A 15,734-nucleotide genomic window follows, 5' to 3' on the forward strand; every position below is an offset into this window, starting at 1 on the left:
GAGAAGGATTTGTTGGCGGTACGACGCGACCGATGGCTCAAACTAACCTCAGGCTGCTAGCAACCACGTGCACCGCAGCACCTCAACTGAACAAAAAATGGCACCAATGGTCTAAAGGCGACTTGCGTAAGAGGCTGGATGAACGTCTGCTTCCGGGATGCAAGCAGTATTTTGCAAAGCCTGGTATCTGCGCTCCGCTGCCTCCGGTGCAACCCGCAGCATCCCGTGAAGCAGTTCGGCCCTGCCGAGCGTCCGCTTCCGGGAAATTGACCATGAAATTTCGCACCAGCAGCATCTTTGGCGCGGCACCACTTATCTACGACCGCTTCGGGCTGCCTGGCGTCGTCTGGTAGAAGCGTCCTGGTGAAGTTTCGCTGCAACCCTGCCGCCGCATTGCCGCAAGTCGGTAGTGAGCCCATCCCGGACAAAGAAAATCCATGCTGCGTGAGCCCGCAGCGTCATAATTGCTGCAGGCGCACGAAATTCAGCGTCGCAAAGTGAGAGAAGACCGGCCATTGGTCGACCGCGCGGCAAAACTGGATACAAGAACTCACAGGGCGCGGCCAATTTATAAGGCCACTATGGTTGGACCAATGACTGGCCTCGCTCTTCCGCTAAACAATGCTCTAGCACGCCTGTGGGACCGAGGAGCCTTGTGAGTCCTTCGTATTCTCGTACCCGCCTTAAGATTTAGGTTGCGAAGAATAAGAAGTTTGGTCGCGCCGCCTGAACGACGAAGCATATACAGGGTTTAGGTGCCGCCCCAGACCGCATCCAGCGCGTCAAAAGCCGCCATGACGTTGGGGTCTTCACGGCGCGACCCAAGTGATACAAAGCGCAAGGACGTCTTTATTTCGACCTTGTCAGATACAACGATGGCCCGCGATTGCATTTCTTCCAGCGCGATGGATTCACGACATAAGCTTAGCCCGACTCCGGACCGGACCATGGCAAGCATCGACGGTTCCTGATCCACCAGGCATACTTGATTGGGTTCAACGGTTTCGTCGGCAAAAACCTTTCTCAGTAAACGGCAATGGACAGAGTCAGGCGGCGTTCCAATCCAGGGAAGTTCCGCAAGCGCACGCCAGTCCTTGCCCAAAACCCGATGCCCCCAGCCTACAGGCGCGATGATGCGGTAAGTGAATTTCGTCAATTCTTTCTGATGGAAAAATCCGGTACTGCTGCCGTGGTCGACCGGTTCGTATTCTTCCAGATCACCAAGGAAGAACCCGACATCGGCCTCGTTGTTCAGAATACGCGTGATGACCTCGCCGCTCATGCCATGCACAAGTTTGGTCTGAAGTTCCGGAAAGCCACCGACCAGAGCGGCAAGGAATTGACCCAGACGGATAAAATCAGGATCAACGATTGTGCCAAGCCGCAACGAGCCGCGCACGCCACCGTTGATCCTGCGCGCTGTTTGCCCGAATTCGCCTAGTGCCGACTGGACCTTCTCGGCCTTTGCAACAAGCGCGGCACCATCCCGTGTCAACTCGACCCCTTTTGCGGTGCGGTTGAACAGTGTCAGTCCGGTATCTTCGGCAAGGCGTTTGAGCTGCAGGCTGACCGCGGGTTGCGTGAGGTGCAGTTTTTCTGCCGCGCGTGACACGTTGCCTTCTTGGGCGACGGCGACAAAGGCGTTGAGGATGCGGATATCGTTGATGGGTTTCATATTAATACCACTTATAATGCTTTGCGTCATTAGTCATTGGATTTTTCCTCGGCGATCCACGTAAGCAAACCCAAACGCGTTCAGGAGCTTGCAATGACACCCACGGATATCGGCCATTACATCAACGGTAAAACTTTTGCGGGTACGCGTGAAAACGTACAGGGCGTGTTCAATCCTGCGACTGGCGCGCTAACTGGACGTGTCGATTTGGCAAGCGTTCAGGACGTGGACGCCGCTGTAGCCGCTGCGCAAGCAGCCTTTCCGGCCTGGTCAGAAATGCCCGCCATTCGCCGAGCGCGGCTGATGAACCGGTTCCTCAATCTGCTTCAGGAAAACAAGGACAAGCTTGCACATGCGATCACTGCCGAGCATGGCAAGGTCTTTACGGATGCGCGGGGCGAGGTTGAGCGCGGCATCGATATCGTCGAGTTTGCCTGCGGCATCCCGCAGCTGCTGAAAGGTGATTTCAGCGATCAGGTTTCCACCGGGATAGACAATTGGACCTTGCGCCAACCTTTGGGTGTTGTGGCCGGTGTGACACCGTTCAACTTTCCGGTGATGGTGCCGATGTGGATGTTCCCGGTGGCGATTGCTGCGGGCAACACGTTTGTTCTGAAACCCTCGCCCACTGATCCAACGCCGTCCTTGATATACGCAGAATTAATGAAAGAGGCAGGCTTCCCTGACGGGGTGTTCAACGTAGTACAGGGCGACAAGGTTGCCGTTGATGCCCTGTTGGAGCATGAGGATGTCAAGGCCGTGTCCTTTGTCGGCTCAACCCCCATTGCCAATTACATCTACGAGACCGGGGCGCGGCACGGCAAACGGGTGCAGGCCCTTGGTGGCGCAAAGAACCACATGCTGGTCATGCCCGACGCAGATCTGGACAAAGCTGTCGATGCCCTGATGGGAGCGGCCTATGGGTCAGCCGGAGAACGCTGCATGGCGATTTCCGTGGCGACCCTGGTGGGGGATGTTGCGGACAAGATTGTGCCAATGCTCAAGGAACGACTGAGCACCCTGAAAGTCAAGAACGGGGTCGAGCTTGACGCCGAAATGGGCCCGGTCGTGACCAAAGCTGCACACGAGCGCATTTCGAACTACATCGTCAAAGGCACCGCCGAGGGGGCTGACCTGATGGTCGATGGGCGCGGCTATACGGTCGATGGGCATGAGGGCGGCTATTGGCTGGGCGGCACGTTGTTCGACAATGTCACCCCTGACATGACGATTTATCGCGAAGAGATTTTCGGGCCGGTCTTGTCTTGCGTTCGAGTCAAGGATTTTGCCGAAGGCGTTCAGCTAATCAATGATCATGAGTTCGGCAACGGCGTCAGCCTGTTCACCCGCGACGGCAATGTCGCACGGGAATTTGGCCGCAAGATTCAGGTTGGCATGGTCGGAGTCAACGTTCCGATCCCTGTGCCGATGGCCTGGCACGGTTTCGGCGGCTGGAAGAAAAGCCTGTTTGGCGACATGCACGCCTATGGCGAAGAAGGCGTGCGGTTCTACACCAAACAGAAATCCATCATGCAGCGCTGGCCTGAAAGCATCTCGAAGGGTGCTGAATTTGCCATGCCTGTCGCGCGTTAATTGCAGGGAAGCGGGGGTATCATGCAAAACGCTCAAGCTGAAAAACTTGAAGGGGGGCCGCTTTCGGGCATCACCGTGCTTGATTTCTCGCGCGTTCTGGCGGGGCCCTATTGCACCATGGTTCTGGTCGATCTGGGCGCGCGGGTGATCAAGGTTGAAAAGTTCGGCACCGGCGATGACACCCGCGCCTTCCCGCCCTTTGTCGATGCCGAAAGCGCCTATTTCATGTGCTTCAATCGCGGCAAGGAAAGCATCGTTCTGGATATTAAATCGCCCCGCGATCGCGATTTGCTAGAGCGCCTGTTGGACACCTCAGATGTACTGGTTGAAAACTTCCGCCCCGGCGTGATGGACAGGCTGGGTTACGGGCCAGAGCGTCTGGCCAAGACTCATCCGCATCTGATCTATGCCTCGATCTCGGGCTTTGGCCATTCCGGGCCGATGTCTGATCTGCCGGGCTATGACATGGTGGTGCAGGCCATGGGTGGCGTGATGAGCCTGACCGGCTGGCCCGGTGAACAGCCTGCCCGCGTTGGCACCAGCTTTGGCGATCTGGGCGCGGCGCTGTTTGGGGTGATCGGCATCCTATCGGCGCTGTATAAACGCACCAAGAACGCTCAGGGCGAACGGGTTGATATCGGCATGCTCGACTGTCAGGCGGCGCTGATGGAAACCGCCCTTGCGCGTTATGATGTCGAGGGCAAGGTTCCGACCCGAACAGGGGATTGCCATCCGTCTCTGGCCCCGTTTGAGACGTTTCAGGCCAAGGATGAACGTTTTGTCATCGCGGCGGGAAATGACCAGTTGTTTCTGTTGATGGCAGACGCATTGGGCGCGCCGGAATTGGCGCTGGACCCGGCTTTCTCCACCAATGACCTTCGGGTGCGGAACCGGCCAAGAATGGTTGCGGCGATTGATGCGGTTACCTGCAAGATGCCGGTTGCCCATTGGCTCGACCTGCTGAACGAGGCCGGCGTTCCCTGCGGGCCGATCAACACCATTGACCGCCTGCTGGATCATCCGCAGCTATTGTCGCGCAACATGATCGTTCAGGTCGAAGGGAAAGGCGGCAAACCGTTCCGTACGGCGGGCAATCCGGTCAAGCTGTCCGCCTATCACGACATGGATCCGCAATCCTCGCAGGTTGCCCCGGCACTAAACCAGCACCGCGAGGCCATTCTGGCCGAGGTCATGGCCGGTGCAGAAGCCTATGACCACAACATGTCAGCCCGGACGTCCCCTGACGGCGAAACCGATGTCGAGGCGACCAACTGGACTGATTTCGGCCTCACGCGCTGAAGAAATTTTGGGAGAGTTTTCATGAGAACCAAGGAAAAGAGCACTGCCGCGCCGGTGAAAGCCAAAGACGCAGCAAAGGACAAGCCCGCGCGCACCATTCTTGAAGAGATCATCGTCGAACGTCGCGAGCGCGTGGGGCTGATCACCCTCAATCGCCCCAAATCCCTGAATGCGCTGAACCTCAAACTGGCCTCCGAAGTCATGGCGACGCTCAAGGCGTTCGACGCAGATGACCGGATTGGTGCGGTGGTGATCACCGGAAGCCCGCGCGCCTTTGCAGCCGGTGCGGATATTGAAGAGATGGCCGAAAAGACGCTGGTTGATTTGCTGGGCAATGACATCTTTGCCGATTGGGACCAGATGCGGTTCATCAAGAAACCGGTCATTGCTGCTGTCAGCGGGTTTGCCTTGGGCGGTGGTTTTGAGCTTGCATTGCTGTGCGACACCATCATTGCCTCTGAAGACGCGCAATTTGGCATGCCCGAAATCAAGCTGGGAATTCTGCCTGGCATCGGCGGCTCGCAGCGGCTGACCAAATCCATCGGTAAATCTCTGGCCATGGATCTTATCCTGACTGGCCGCACGATTGACGCCCAAGAGGCCAAAAGTGCAGGCATCGTGGCGCGCGTGGTCCCGACCGAAGAGCTGTTGCAGACCGCACTGGAAGCCGCGCATCAGATTGCAGGGCTCAACGCCCCGGCGGTAGCCATGGCCAAAGAGGCCGTAAACCGGGCCTTTGAGACCACTTTATCGGAAGGCGTGCTGCACGAACGCCGCCTGTTTCAGGCTGCCTTTGCGACGGACGGGCAGAAAGAGGGGATGGCCGCCTTCATCGCTAAACGCGCCCCGGTTTTCCGCAATCGTTGACCTGAACTGAGAAACGACATGTCCTTTGTCACGATAGAAAAGCAAGGTCGAGCGGGCATTATCGGTCTGAACCGGCCCAAAGCGATGAATGCGCTAACCCTTGAGATGATCCTCGGCATCTCGGATGCGCTGAACGTGTTTGAGGCAGATGATAGCGTCAGGCTTGTCGTGTTGCGGTCCAACAACGAGCAGGCCTTTTGCGCTGGCGGAGATATGCGGCGCATTCGCGACTTGAGTGTTGCGGAAAACTACGAAGAAGCCGAACAGTTCTTCCAAGAGGAATACGCACTGATCGCGCGGATTGCCGGCACTTCCAAACCATTCATCCCATTGATTGATGGGGTCTGTATGGGTGGTGGAATGGGATTGGCGATGCAAGGCAGCCACCGTATCGCAACCGAACGCGCGACATTCGCAATGCCCGAAACAGCAATTGGCTTTTTCCCTGATGTCGGTGGCAGCTATTTTCTGCCGCGCATGCCACACCACGCGGGGTACTGGATGGGGCTGACCGGTGCCAGGGTGCGTGGCTTCGATGCGCATGGGTTGGGGATTTCGACCCATATGACTGTGTGCGAATCGCTACCTGCATTGTTCGATGAATTGTGTCATTCGGATCGTCCCGTCGAAAACTTGTTGTCTTTCCACTGTGCATCACTTGGGTATCAACCCAGCATTCTGATGCTGGCAGGTGCCACATCGTGTTTTGATCAGCCGACCCTGTGCAGCATAACCGAATGTCTCAAGCGGTATCAGGGGCCCGAAACAAAAGCCGCTCTGATAGCGCTCGGAAAGGCATCCGCGCGCAGCCTTCTTGAGACGATGACACTGCTGACAAACGGAGCCGAACGGTCTCTGAAGTGGTGCCTGACCCAGGAATACGAGGCGATGCGCCGGGCAATACGGCACCCCGATCTGGCAGAGGGTGTGCGTGCGGTTCTTGTCGACAAGGACCACATGCCGCGATGGACGAACAACACTGCCGAAACCATCCTCAACAACTCTTTACGCAGGCAACCTGCCGCATGAAAGGCGATGCAATGACCCAGGAAACCGGAGATTTTGACTATATCATCGTTGGGGGTGGTTCTGCCGGATGCGTGTTGGCCAATCGGTTGTCAGAAAATCCCAAAACCCGCGTGCTCCTGCTCGAAGCGGGCGGCAAGGACAATTACATCTGGATCCATATCCCCGTTGGGTATCTTTACTGCATGGGTAATCCCAGAACGGACTGGGGCTTCCAGACGAATGAGCAGGCCGGTCTGAACGGACGCGCCCTGAGTTATCCGCGTGGCCGCGTTCTGGGCGGGTGCTCGTCGATCAACGGCATGATCTATATGCGCGGTCAGTCTCAGGACTACGACAACTGGCGCCAGATGGGGAATAGCGGTTGGGGTTGGGACGATGTTCTGCCCTATTTCAAGAAGTCCGAAGACTACTATGCGGGTGCTGATGACATGCATGGCGCGGGCGGTGAATGGCGGGTCGAGGAACAGCGCCTGACCTGGGAAATTCTCGACGCTTACCGGGATGCGGCCGAGCAGGCAGGCATCGCTAAAGTGGAGGACTTCAATCGTGGCGACAACGCAGGCTCTGCCTATTTCCGCGTGAACCAGAAGAAAGGTTGGCGCTGGAATACCTCGAAGGGGTTTCTGCGGCCTGTGAAAAGCCGGGCCAATCTGAAGATCGTGACCAACGCCCAGGCGCATCGGGTCCTGTTCGACGGCAAGCGCGCCTGCGGTGTCGAGGCGGACGAGAATGGAAAGCGCGTTCGCTATCAGACCAAAGGCGAAGTGATCCTGTCAGCGGGTGCTATCGGGTCTCCGCAATTGCTGGAACTGTCCGGTATCGGCAACCCGGATCATCTGCGCGAACACGGCATAGATGTTCTTCATCACTGCGATGCTGTGGGGGAAAACCTGCAGGATCACCTGCAATTGCGCACCGCGTTCCGTGTTGAAGGAGTCAAGACGTTGAACCAGCGCGCTGGGTCGTTGCTGGGCCGTATGGGAATTGCGCTGGAGTATGCCCTCAAGCGCTCGGGTCCGATGTCCATGGCGCCCAGCCAGCTTGGTATCTTCGCCAAATCCGGCCCCGAGGTTGAAACCGCCGATCTTGAATTCCACGTGCAGCCCCTGTCGCTTGAGAAATTCGGCGACCCGCTGCATCCGTTCCCGGCATTTACCGCCAGCGTTGTGCCGTTGAGGCCCCAAAGTCGTGGCTCTGTTCACATCTCATCCCGTGATCCCAAAAGCCATCCTACGATCGACCCCAATTACCTCAGCACCGAAGGGGACCGCCAGGTGGCGGTTCGCGCCATTCGTCTGGCGCGCGAAATAGCCGGGCAGACCGCCATGAACAAGTATTCCCCATCCGAAATCAAGCCGGGAAGTGCCTATCGATCCGATATTGATCTGGCCAAAGTAGCGGGTGACATCGGCACAACCATTTTCCATCCGGTGAGCACCTGCCACATGGGTCCAGACGAAGAGGCGGTTGTGGATCCGCAATTGCGTGTGAATGGTGTTGAGGGGCTTCGCGTGGTCGATGCTTCCGTGATGCCCGCTATCACGTCAGGTAACACTAACTCTCCGACGATCATGATCGCCGAAAAGGCCGCGGACCTTATTCGCCTCGGTTAGACCGCCAGTTGCGCGCCTCGTTCGGCGAAACCGGATGCAGCACAGGGACGGTTTGAATTTCACGCCGCAGGCTAGCTTTGAATGTCCGGTGTGGCGACATAGGCTGCAACACAACGATGAGCATGCCGCACCTGCGAGCATATGCTGCGTCAGCAAACACCCGGGCGGGCAACGGCGGCAACGTCCCGCATCCCGTTCGTTCGATGATGGTTAGCGGCTGTACGTGCGGCGAAGGTCTGTTCCTGCCATCGCTCATGCAGCATGGGATCGCCGCCCGGCTGGCAGATCCCAAGACTTTGCAAAGGTCACTATCTGCGCTCCGCGGCCACCACAGCAGCGCAGCAAAAACCCAATAAGGGCCCTAATGTTAAGTTTCTAACCGCCATGTGGTCCACCGAACTTCGAACTAGCGCACCATCGGAAGGGTCAGTTCCTAGAACGGGATTAGCGTAAGCGGTGCGCCGTTCACACCGGTTTGACGTATTTCCAGGGCAGCAGCTGGTTGATATCGGTCTGTTTGTGCCCGTCTGCGATGGCTATCAGGACGTCGGATAAATAGCCGTGAGGCTCGATCCTGTTGAGTTTGCAGGTCTCGATCAGTGACGCGATGACGGCCCAGTTTTGTGCTCCGGCATCGTGTCCTGCGAAGAGTGCATTTTTGCGGTTCAGTACGATGGGACGGATGGTGCGTTCGACGGGATTGTTGTCGAGTTCGATGCGACCATCGTTGAGGAACCGGCAGAGGCCATCACAGCATTTGGCGATGTATTTCAGGGTTTCCCCAGTCCGCGATTTGGCCGAGATGCGCGCCCGGCTTTGAGCGAGCCAAAGCTCGAAGGTGTCGATTAGAGGTTTTGAGTGGCCTTGCCGTGCAGCGCGCCGTTGGTCGGCAGACATGCCGCGCAGATCTTTTTCGATGCGATAAAGCGCCTGGATCTGAGCCAAGCCTTCCTGCGCAATCGGAGCCGCGCCGGATTGGGTGACATCATGCAGTTTGCGACGGGCGTGGGCCCAGCAATATGCCAGTGTCACATCTTGCGCCGGTCGTTTGAGCCGACGGTTGTAGCCAGCATAGCCGTCCACCTGCAGGGTGCCGCTGCAGCCTTTCAAGATATTGTCTGCATGCTGGCCGGATCGTCCCGGCGCATAGGTGAAGGCAACGCCCGGTGGGTCATCGCCGCCCCAAGGCCTGTCATCGCGGGCCAGGGCCCAGAAGTACCCGGTTTTGGTGCGTTTGCGCCCCGGCGCGAGAACCGGCGCGGGCGTTTCATCCATGAAGAGTTTGGTGGAGCCTTTCAGATCGGCCATCAGCGCCTCATAGACCGGGGTCAACTCGAACGCCGATTTGCCCACCCATGCGGCCAGGGTCGAGCGATCCAAATCGATCCCCGGACGGCTGTAGATTTGGGCCTGCCGATAAAGCGGCAAGTGATCCGCGTATTTTGATACAATCACATGCGCCAGCGTGGCCTCAGTTGGCATGCCGCCTGCAATGATGTGGGCGGGTGCGCTCGCCCATTGTCCTCGGACCAATGGCGGACAATGGCTCGCCTTGGGCGATCCCGCCTTCACAAGACCGGCAGGCATATTTGGGGCGACGCGTGACAATCACCCGCTCCAGATGCTTGGGCAGTGACCCGCGATTGGCCTGACGCGGCTTTGGGGGACGCACTGGGGCAGTCCGTTCGTCAGCGTCGATCTCAGCTTCCACCTGCGCGATGGCGGTCTCGATATCTTCGAGCTCCAGCTCGTATTGGGCCGGGTCAATCTTCTCGGATGTGGTCCCGAAGAGCGCCTGTTTGAACGAGGCAACCAAGGCCTCAAGCCGTGCATTCTGATCCTGTTGCGCACGGATGATTGCCTTCAGTTCGGCGATATCATCGGGCAATTCATCAGGCGCGGTCATGCCCGATGCCATAACAAAACAAGGCCAGAATGACCCATGCAAACGCCCCTATGAGTCCCTCTGCCGCAGCAGGGGCTGCCACCTCCAAGGGCTGCACCCGCCGCCAGTCCAGACCTGCGAACAGCGCCTCAAACTGGGCCGGTTCCAGACGCATCACACCGTTCCTGATCGCAGGCCATTTGAAGCTGTTATCCTCAAGCCGCTTATACGCCATAACCAGCCCGCTGCCGTCCCAGTAGATTAACTTCAGGCGATCTGCCCGCTTGGCGCGGAAGACATAAACCGACCCATCAAACGGCTTCTGGCGCAACTGGCTCTGCACCAATGCAGCCAGCCCGTCATGCCCCTTGCGGAAGTCTACCGGTTCGCTGGCCACAAAAATCCGGACCTTGTGGGATGGCGTGATCACGTGGCTATCGCCTTTACGATCTCGGCGATCCGTATCGCCGGAGTTGCGGCATCAAGACGAACGATGACATCGTCCTTGATCACATCAATCGGGTTGGAGGATGTGGCGGGCAGAGGCTGAGCTACAGGTACAGCCGTCTCGATCTCAACCGGCACAAAGTCCATGCCCTCCAAATTTGGCAGAACCAGCTTGCCCTGTCGCGCCATTCGCCGCCAATCCGACACTGTGCTTGGGATCAACTCGTATCGCTTCGCTACAGCCTTGACCGTCTCGCCCTTAATCAACGTCTCCGCCACGATCCGCGCCTTCAAATCGGCAGGCCAATCTCGTTTGCCGTCGGTACGGCGCGGCACCCTAGCCAGAAACTCGCTTGTAGCTCCCATCGAGAAACTCCCCACAAATCAAAGAAGCCTCTGAATCGCAGATCAGGCGCTATGCCGTAAGTGTGGGGGCGGCGCACCGCTTACTGTCCAACACGCTGAAAGCAGACTTCTGCGTCGAGGCGCTGAACGAGGCGATCCACCGCTTCGGCCCGCCCGGGATCATGAACACCGGCCAAGGCAGCCAGTTCATGCCGTTTGCCTGGACCGGCCGACTGCGGCGATCCGGCGTGCGCATCTCGATGGATGGCCGGGGCGCTTCCTCGACAAAATCTTTTCGAACGGCTCTGGCGGAGCCAGAAATACGAGTGTGTCTACCTGCGCGCCTGGGAGACCGGATCGGAAACCAAGGCAGGTGTCGGAAAGCGGATCGAGTTCTACAACCGCAAACGCCCCCGTTCCACCCTTGGCGGCAAGCCTCCCGCCATGGTCTATTGGCTGAGAAAAAATGAACCCCAAACCAATCAGCAGGAGCAGAAAGTAGCTTAAACTACGCCAGATCCTGTCCAAACATTGGGGAGTAGCTCAGAGTCCTGAGCCTAAGCGTCCAGTTCTCAGTGAACCGATGCCCCTAAGCAACTCCTCTTAATTGCCTTGCTGAAAAACTAGGTCAGCTAATCCTAGCTCCAAGGGGACTACCGGAGACCATCCCGGTAAAGGGGGACCGCCAGAAAATGGCTCCATTACCTCTTCAGGTCTGTAAGAACGCGCGCCCCAGCGCAAATCGGCTTCCCGTCCGGCAATCTGCTCAAGCTTCTGGGCAAGCTCACGAATACTCAATCTGTTGCCGGAGACAGCAAAGTACTCTTGATGCCCGGTTTTTGATTTAGACGATAGTAGGTGAACCGATGCCTGAATCAAGGCCTCCACAACATCATCAATGTGAATCAGGTCCAGTTTCTGCAGCCCTTCTGAAAGGCAAAGCGTCTGTCCATTGGCAATAGCCTTAGCCAACGATGGCAGCAATCTGGGACGCGGATCTCCGGCTCCGTAAATTACGGACGGTTTGATTGAGATTGCACGGGTAGGCACCGCATGAGTGTAATAATTCAGCAGTTCAGTCACAGCACGCTTGCTCGCGGCATAAAGACTGGTTGGTGCGATCTTTCCGTCGCTGCTGTGCTCTAAGTAAGTTCCAAGGTTAACGATGCGAAGCTCTCCAAGCTGCCTTCCAGCCTCAAACAATGCTGCAGCCAGTTGAACATTGCTTTGCAGCATCGTATCTATGTCGTTCGGACCGTGTGTTGTTTGAACCAAGCCAGCGCAATGGATCATTACGTCCGGGCGGAATTGACAGATTGTTTCAATAATGTCAGCCGCACAGCCAGTTGTTTCCAGTCGCTCGGCTCCTACGCAAAGCGCTATGTTCCGGTTATTTCGCATCAAACAGCCAGTTACGGCATTTATTCGGCACAAACGCTCAAGAAGTTTTCCGCCCAGGAAACCTGTTGCCCCTGTCAGCAAAACCCTCTTTCCTTCAAGCGCATTCATAGCTTCAGTTTTCTGATATACTCGGTTATCTGCCCAGATACCATTTCTGCCCGCTGTTCCGGGCTGCGGCAACTGTACCAGCTTGCTGTGAAGTCCATCATACCTTGCAAGGACAGTGCCGGTTTCCAACCCAGCAGCACACGGGCGGCAGTGCTATCCAGTGCTAGGAGCTGGGCTTCATGCGGCCCGTTCTCTGCAACTGCTTTCCAGGAAAACTTCCCATGCATTTTGGCTGCAAGTTGGTCTGCCAAGTCGCCGACGGGAATGGCCTCCCCATCCACGGGACCGAAATTCCACCCCTTTGAAAAGAGAGCGGGATCCTCTGCGCCTTTGCACGCCAGTTTCAAGTACCCTTGAAGGGGCTCGAGGACATGCTGCCAAGGGCGTACAGCCCGTGGATTCCTGATCTCCAGAGGGGATGCAGCCAGCATTGACCGCATGGCGTCCGGGATCAACCGGTCTTCACTCCAATCGCCGCCGCCGATCACATTCCCCGCCCGGGCGCTGCTGATGGACACGCCATGCTCGTCCGCGCGCTCGGTAGGAAAATAGGAAGCTCGAAACGCGCTAGTAACCAGCTCCGCGCAGCCTTTGCTGCTCGAATATGGATCATGTCCACCCATCGGATCAATTTCGCGGTAGGCCCAAAGCTGTTCGCGGTTTTCATAACATTTGTCGCTGCTAACAACCACAATGCTCCGCAGATCATCTACAGAACGGCAAGCATTCAATAGATGCGCCGTTCCCATGACATTCGTGGCGTAGGTTTCAACCGGGTTTTGGTAGGAAGCGCGAACCAGGGGTTGCGCAGCAAGGTGAAAAACAACCTCAGGATTGAAGGCCCGCAGGAATCTCTTGAGGGTTTCTTCGTCCCGAACATCTCCGATGAGATGATCAAGCCTGGCGCCTAGGTCCAGCTCTTCAAACAATGGCTTAAACCCGTCGGGGATCTGGCCAATCTCGGGCGCTAAAGAAAACCCTCGGACTTCCGCACCGAGCATAAGAAGCCAATGGGCAAGCCAACTTCCCTTAAACCCTGTGTGCCCGGTCAGAAAAACTCTACGCCCTTTCCAGAACGCACTTTGTGTCTCCCAGCTCATAACAGCAGGCTCCTTCAATGCAAGCTGAGCGATGGGCGGATCAACGTACTATTGGTCGCCGGCTTCACAGGGTGCGGATCCCAAGTCTTCCAGGTGGCCCGGCCTTCGTTCCAAAGTTGTTCTAGGTTATTCTTATCTCTTAGGGTGTCCATGGGTTGCCAGAATCCGTCATGATGAAATGCCGCCATCTGCCCCTGCGAAACAAGCCGCCGCATAGGATTATCCTCCCACATGTCAGCGTCTCCATCGATCACATCCAAAGCTTCCGGTTCGAGCACGAAAAATCCACCATTGATCCGTCCGCCTTCCCCTTTCGGTTTCTCGACAAAACCGGCGACCCGAATGTCGTCCAAGTCAAGGAGCCCGAACCTGCCCGGAGGAGCAACCGCTGTAACTGTCGACTTCAGGCCGTGAGAGCGATGGAAGGAAATCAATTCCTTGATGTTGATATCCCCGACCCCGTCGCCATAGGTCATACAAAATGTGCCATCGATCAAATGGGAAATTCTCTTCAGGCGGCCGCCGGTCATTGTGTGCTCGCCGGTGTCAATCAGGCTGATGCGCCAAGGCTCTACCGCTGTGCGGTGTACTTCGACAGAGCCGGATGACATATCAATAGTAACATCGGAGGTCTGTAGAGCGTAATTGGCAAAAAACTCCTTGATGACGTATCCTTTGTAGCCGAGGCAGATCACAAAATCCGTGATACCAAAGGATGTGTAAATTTTCATGATATGCCACAGGATCGGACGGCCGCCGATTTCGACCATAGGCTTTGGTTTCAGGCTGGTTTCTTCTGAGAGACGGGTGCCCAACCCGCCGGCGAGGATGACGGCTTTCATTCTACGGCAACCTTTGCAGCATGAAGTTGGTTTTGTGTGACCTTTGCGAGTGTATCCACCATGTAGTCTAAATGGTCACCGGACAGGCCCGGCCAGACACCGATCCAGAACGCGTCTGCCATGACCTTATCCGTCACGTCCAACGGCCCGCTCACGCGGTAGTTGGCCCGTGCGAAAGCAGGCTGGCGGATCAGATTGCCGGCAAAAAGCATCCGTGTCCCGACCTTCTGGTCCTCTAGTGCGGCGGTTACATCGCGCCGTAGCAGCGGCACCCCATCCCTTATCGTCAGCAGGAATCCGAACCACGATGGATTTGTGCCAGGGGTCGACTGAGGCAGGTGGTAATATTCATCCAGGCCAGCTCTTTTCATCCGCTCGGTTAGACCAATAAAGTTCTTTCGCCTTATTTCAACGAAATCGTCCAATTTCCCAAGCTGGCTTAGCCCGACTGCCGCCTGCATGTCGGAAACCTTCAAATTGTATCCAATGTGACTGTAAATATACTTGTGGTCGTAACCGTCCGGCAGGTCTCCGAGTTGCCAATCGAACCGTTTGCCACAGGTGTTATCCTTCCCGGGCGCACAATAGCAGTCCCGCCCCCAGTCGCGGAAGCTTTCGCAAATGCGGGCCAGGCGGATGCTGTTCATCAATATGGCTCCGCCTTCACCCATAGTGATGTGATGTGCGGGATAAAAGCTGAGTGTCGCTAGGTCCCCAAAGGTGCCGACCCCCTTTTCGGAGCCGTCGGGCATCAGAATGCTGGCGCCAAAGGCGTCGCAGCAATCTTCGATCAGGTACAGGTCATGCGCTTTGCAAAGCTCTGAGATCCGGATCACATCGAATGGGTTGCCAAGGCTGTGCGCGATCATGATTGCGCGTGTATTAGAGGTAATTGCCGCTTCCACTAGATCGACATTCACATTGTGCGTCTCAAGATCGACATCCACGAAAACGGGAATGCAGCCGTTCTGGATGATCGGAGTCACAGTTGTCGGAAAGCCGGCTGCAACAGTGATAACTTCCGATCCTGGCTCGATCCGCTTTGATCCAAGCTTCCAGGATGTCAGCGTCGAGAATGCCAGCAGGTTCGCTGCCGAGCCGGACACCGTGAGTTTAGAAAGCTTCGTACCAAATTTGGCTGCCAGACGATCTTCGAAACTGTCAGCGTAACGTCCCGCTGTCAGCCACATGTCCAAGCCGGCGTCTATCAGGCTGGCACAATCTTCTCCGTCCAGTACTTTCCCTGACGGTGGAATGTAAGTCTCACCGGGCTGGAATTCAGGCAGCGGCTGGGCCTCAAAATAGGCCTTGGCATCTGCGACGATTTGTTCGCGGGATCTAACGTTCACACTCACTGACCTTCTGGTTGAAGCTGCAACGGTTGGGAGACTTGCCGTTTTAGTTGCAATATACGGGCTTCAGCCCGCTACATTTATGTTCAAACATTCGTAATCCAAATTTGGTTAATACACCCTTTCGCGAAAGGCCAAATGTAGGCTGATTGTACACTATATTCGTGAATTTTAACTA

Annotated in this window: 12 protein-coding genes and 2 pseudogenes; 6 read left to right on the plus strand and 8 right to left on the minus strand. The window is 56.7% G+C overall.

Annotated features, from left to right (window positions below; translation table 11 throughout):
* Positions 1-751: 751 nt before the first annotated feature.
* On the minus strand, positions 752-1,675 hold the full coding sequence (locus VWZ85_RS06035) for a LysR family transcriptional regulator (protein ID WP_416587394.1): 924 nt from the start codon (positions 1,673-1,675) through the stop codon (positions 752-754).
* 93 nt (positions 1,676-1,768) lie between these two features.
* Between VWZ85_RS06035 and VWZ85_RS06040 the strand changes: the two genes are divergently transcribed.
* Genes VWZ85_RS06040 through VWZ85_RS06060 form a run of 5 tightly spaced genes read left to right on the plus strand, consistent with a single transcriptional unit; the run spans position 1,769 to position 8,076 of the window.
* Positions 1,769-3,268 (plus strand): CoA-acylating methylmalonate-semialdehyde dehydrogenase, encoded by a 1,500-nt coding sequence (locus VWZ85_RS06040; RefSeq protein ID WP_416587395.1) that lies wholly within the window; start codon positions 1,769-1,771, stop codon positions 3,266-3,268.
* Between the two features lie 21 nt (positions 3,269-3,289).
* A complete protein-coding gene (locus VWZ85_RS06045; protein ID WP_416587396.1) occupies positions 3,290-4,567 on the plus strand; it encodes a CaiB/BaiF CoA transferase family protein in 1,278 nt (425 codons plus the stop codon).
* Positions 4,568-4,588: 21 nt separating this feature from the next.
* A complete protein-coding gene (locus tag VWZ85_RS06050; RefSeq protein WP_416587397.1) occupies positions 4,589-5,434 on the plus strand; it encodes an enoyl-CoA hydratase-related protein in 846 nt (281 codons plus the stop codon).
* An 18-nt stretch (positions 5,435-5,452) separates the two neighbouring features.
* On the plus strand, positions 5,453-6,463 hold the full coding sequence (locus VWZ85_RS06055; RefSeq protein ID WP_416587398.1) for an enoyl-CoA hydratase/isomerase family protein: 1,011 nt from the start codon (positions 5,453-5,455) through the stop codon (positions 6,461-6,463).
* A gap of 11 nt (positions 6,464-6,474) precedes the next feature.
* A complete protein-coding gene (locus tag VWZ85_RS06060; protein WP_416587399.1) occupies positions 6,475-8,076 on the plus strand; it encodes a GMC family oxidoreductase in 1,602 nt (533 codons plus the stop codon).
* Between the two features lie 465 nt (positions 8,077-8,541).
* Here VWZ85_RS06060 and tnpC read toward each other — a convergent pair.
* The 3 genes and pseudogenes from tnpC to VWZ85_RS06075 all read right to left on the minus strand — a co-directional run bounded on the left by tnpC (position 8,542) and on the right by VWZ85_RS06075 (position 10,774).
* A pseudogene (tnpC, locus tag VWZ85_RS06065) lies at positions 8,542-9,982 on the minus strand (IS66 family transposase).
* The gene (gene tnpB, locus VWZ85_RS06070) at positions 9,969-10,391 is read right to left on the minus strand and encodes an IS66 family insertion sequence element accessory protein TnpB (protein WP_416543073.1); all 423 of its coding nucleotides are present in this window, start codon (positions 10,389-10,391) and stop codon (positions 9,969-9,971) included. Before tnpB ends, tnpC begins: the two are co-directional and overlap by 14 nt.
* The gene (locus tag VWZ85_RS06075; RefSeq protein WP_416587400.1) at positions 10,388-10,774 is read right to left on the minus strand and encodes a transposase; all 387 of its coding nucleotides are present in this window, start codon (positions 10,772-10,774) and stop codon (positions 10,388-10,390) included. Before VWZ85_RS06075 ends, tnpB begins: the two co-directional genes overlap by 4 nt.
* Before the next feature lie 83 nt (positions 10,775-10,857).
* On the opposite strand from VWZ85_RS06075, the pseudogene VWZ85_RS06080 reads away from it, so the two are divergent.
* A pseudogene (locus VWZ85_RS06080) lies at positions 10,858-11,206 on the plus strand (transposase); the annotation flags it as partial.
* 150 nt (positions 11,207-11,356) lie between these two features.
* On the opposite strand, the gene VWZ85_RS06085 reads toward VWZ85_RS06080, so the two are convergent.
* Genes VWZ85_RS06085 through rfbH form a run of 4 tightly spaced genes read right to left on the minus strand, consistent with a single transcriptional unit; the run spans position 11,357 to position 15,553 of the window.
* On the minus strand, positions 11,357-12,262 hold the full coding sequence (locus VWZ85_RS06085; RefSeq protein WP_416543075.1) for an NAD-dependent epimerase/dehydratase family protein: 906 nt from the start codon (positions 12,260-12,262) through the stop codon (positions 11,357-11,359).
* A complete protein-coding gene (gene rfbG / locus VWZ85_RS06090) occupies positions 12,259-13,362 on the minus strand; it encodes a CDP-glucose 4,6-dehydratase (RefSeq protein WP_416541326.1) in 1,104 nt (367 codons plus the stop codon). Before rfbG ends, VWZ85_RS06085 begins: the two co-directional genes overlap by 4 nt.
* 14 nt (positions 13,363-13,376) lie before the next feature.
* The gene (gene rfbF, locus VWZ85_RS06095; protein ID WP_416541327.1) at positions 13,377-14,204 is read right to left on the minus strand and encodes a glucose-1-phosphate cytidylyltransferase; all 828 of its coding nucleotides are present in this window, start codon (positions 14,202-14,204) and stop codon (positions 13,377-13,379) included.
* Complete coding sequence (gene rfbH, locus VWZ85_RS06100; RefSeq protein ID WP_416541328.1) at positions 14,201-15,553, minus strand: lipopolysaccharide biosynthesis protein RfbH; 1,353 nt, start codon at positions 15,551-15,553, stop codon at positions 14,201-14,203. Before rfbH ends, rfbF begins: the two co-directional genes overlap by 4 nt.
* Positions 15,554-15,734: the final 181 nt, after the last annotated feature.

It is taken from the genome of Phaeobacter sp. JH20_29, assembly GCF_048056175.1.
Taxonomy (GTDB): Bacteria; Pseudomonadota; Alphaproteobacteria; order Rhodobacterales; family Rhodobacteraceae; genus Phaeobacter; species Phaeobacter bryozoorum.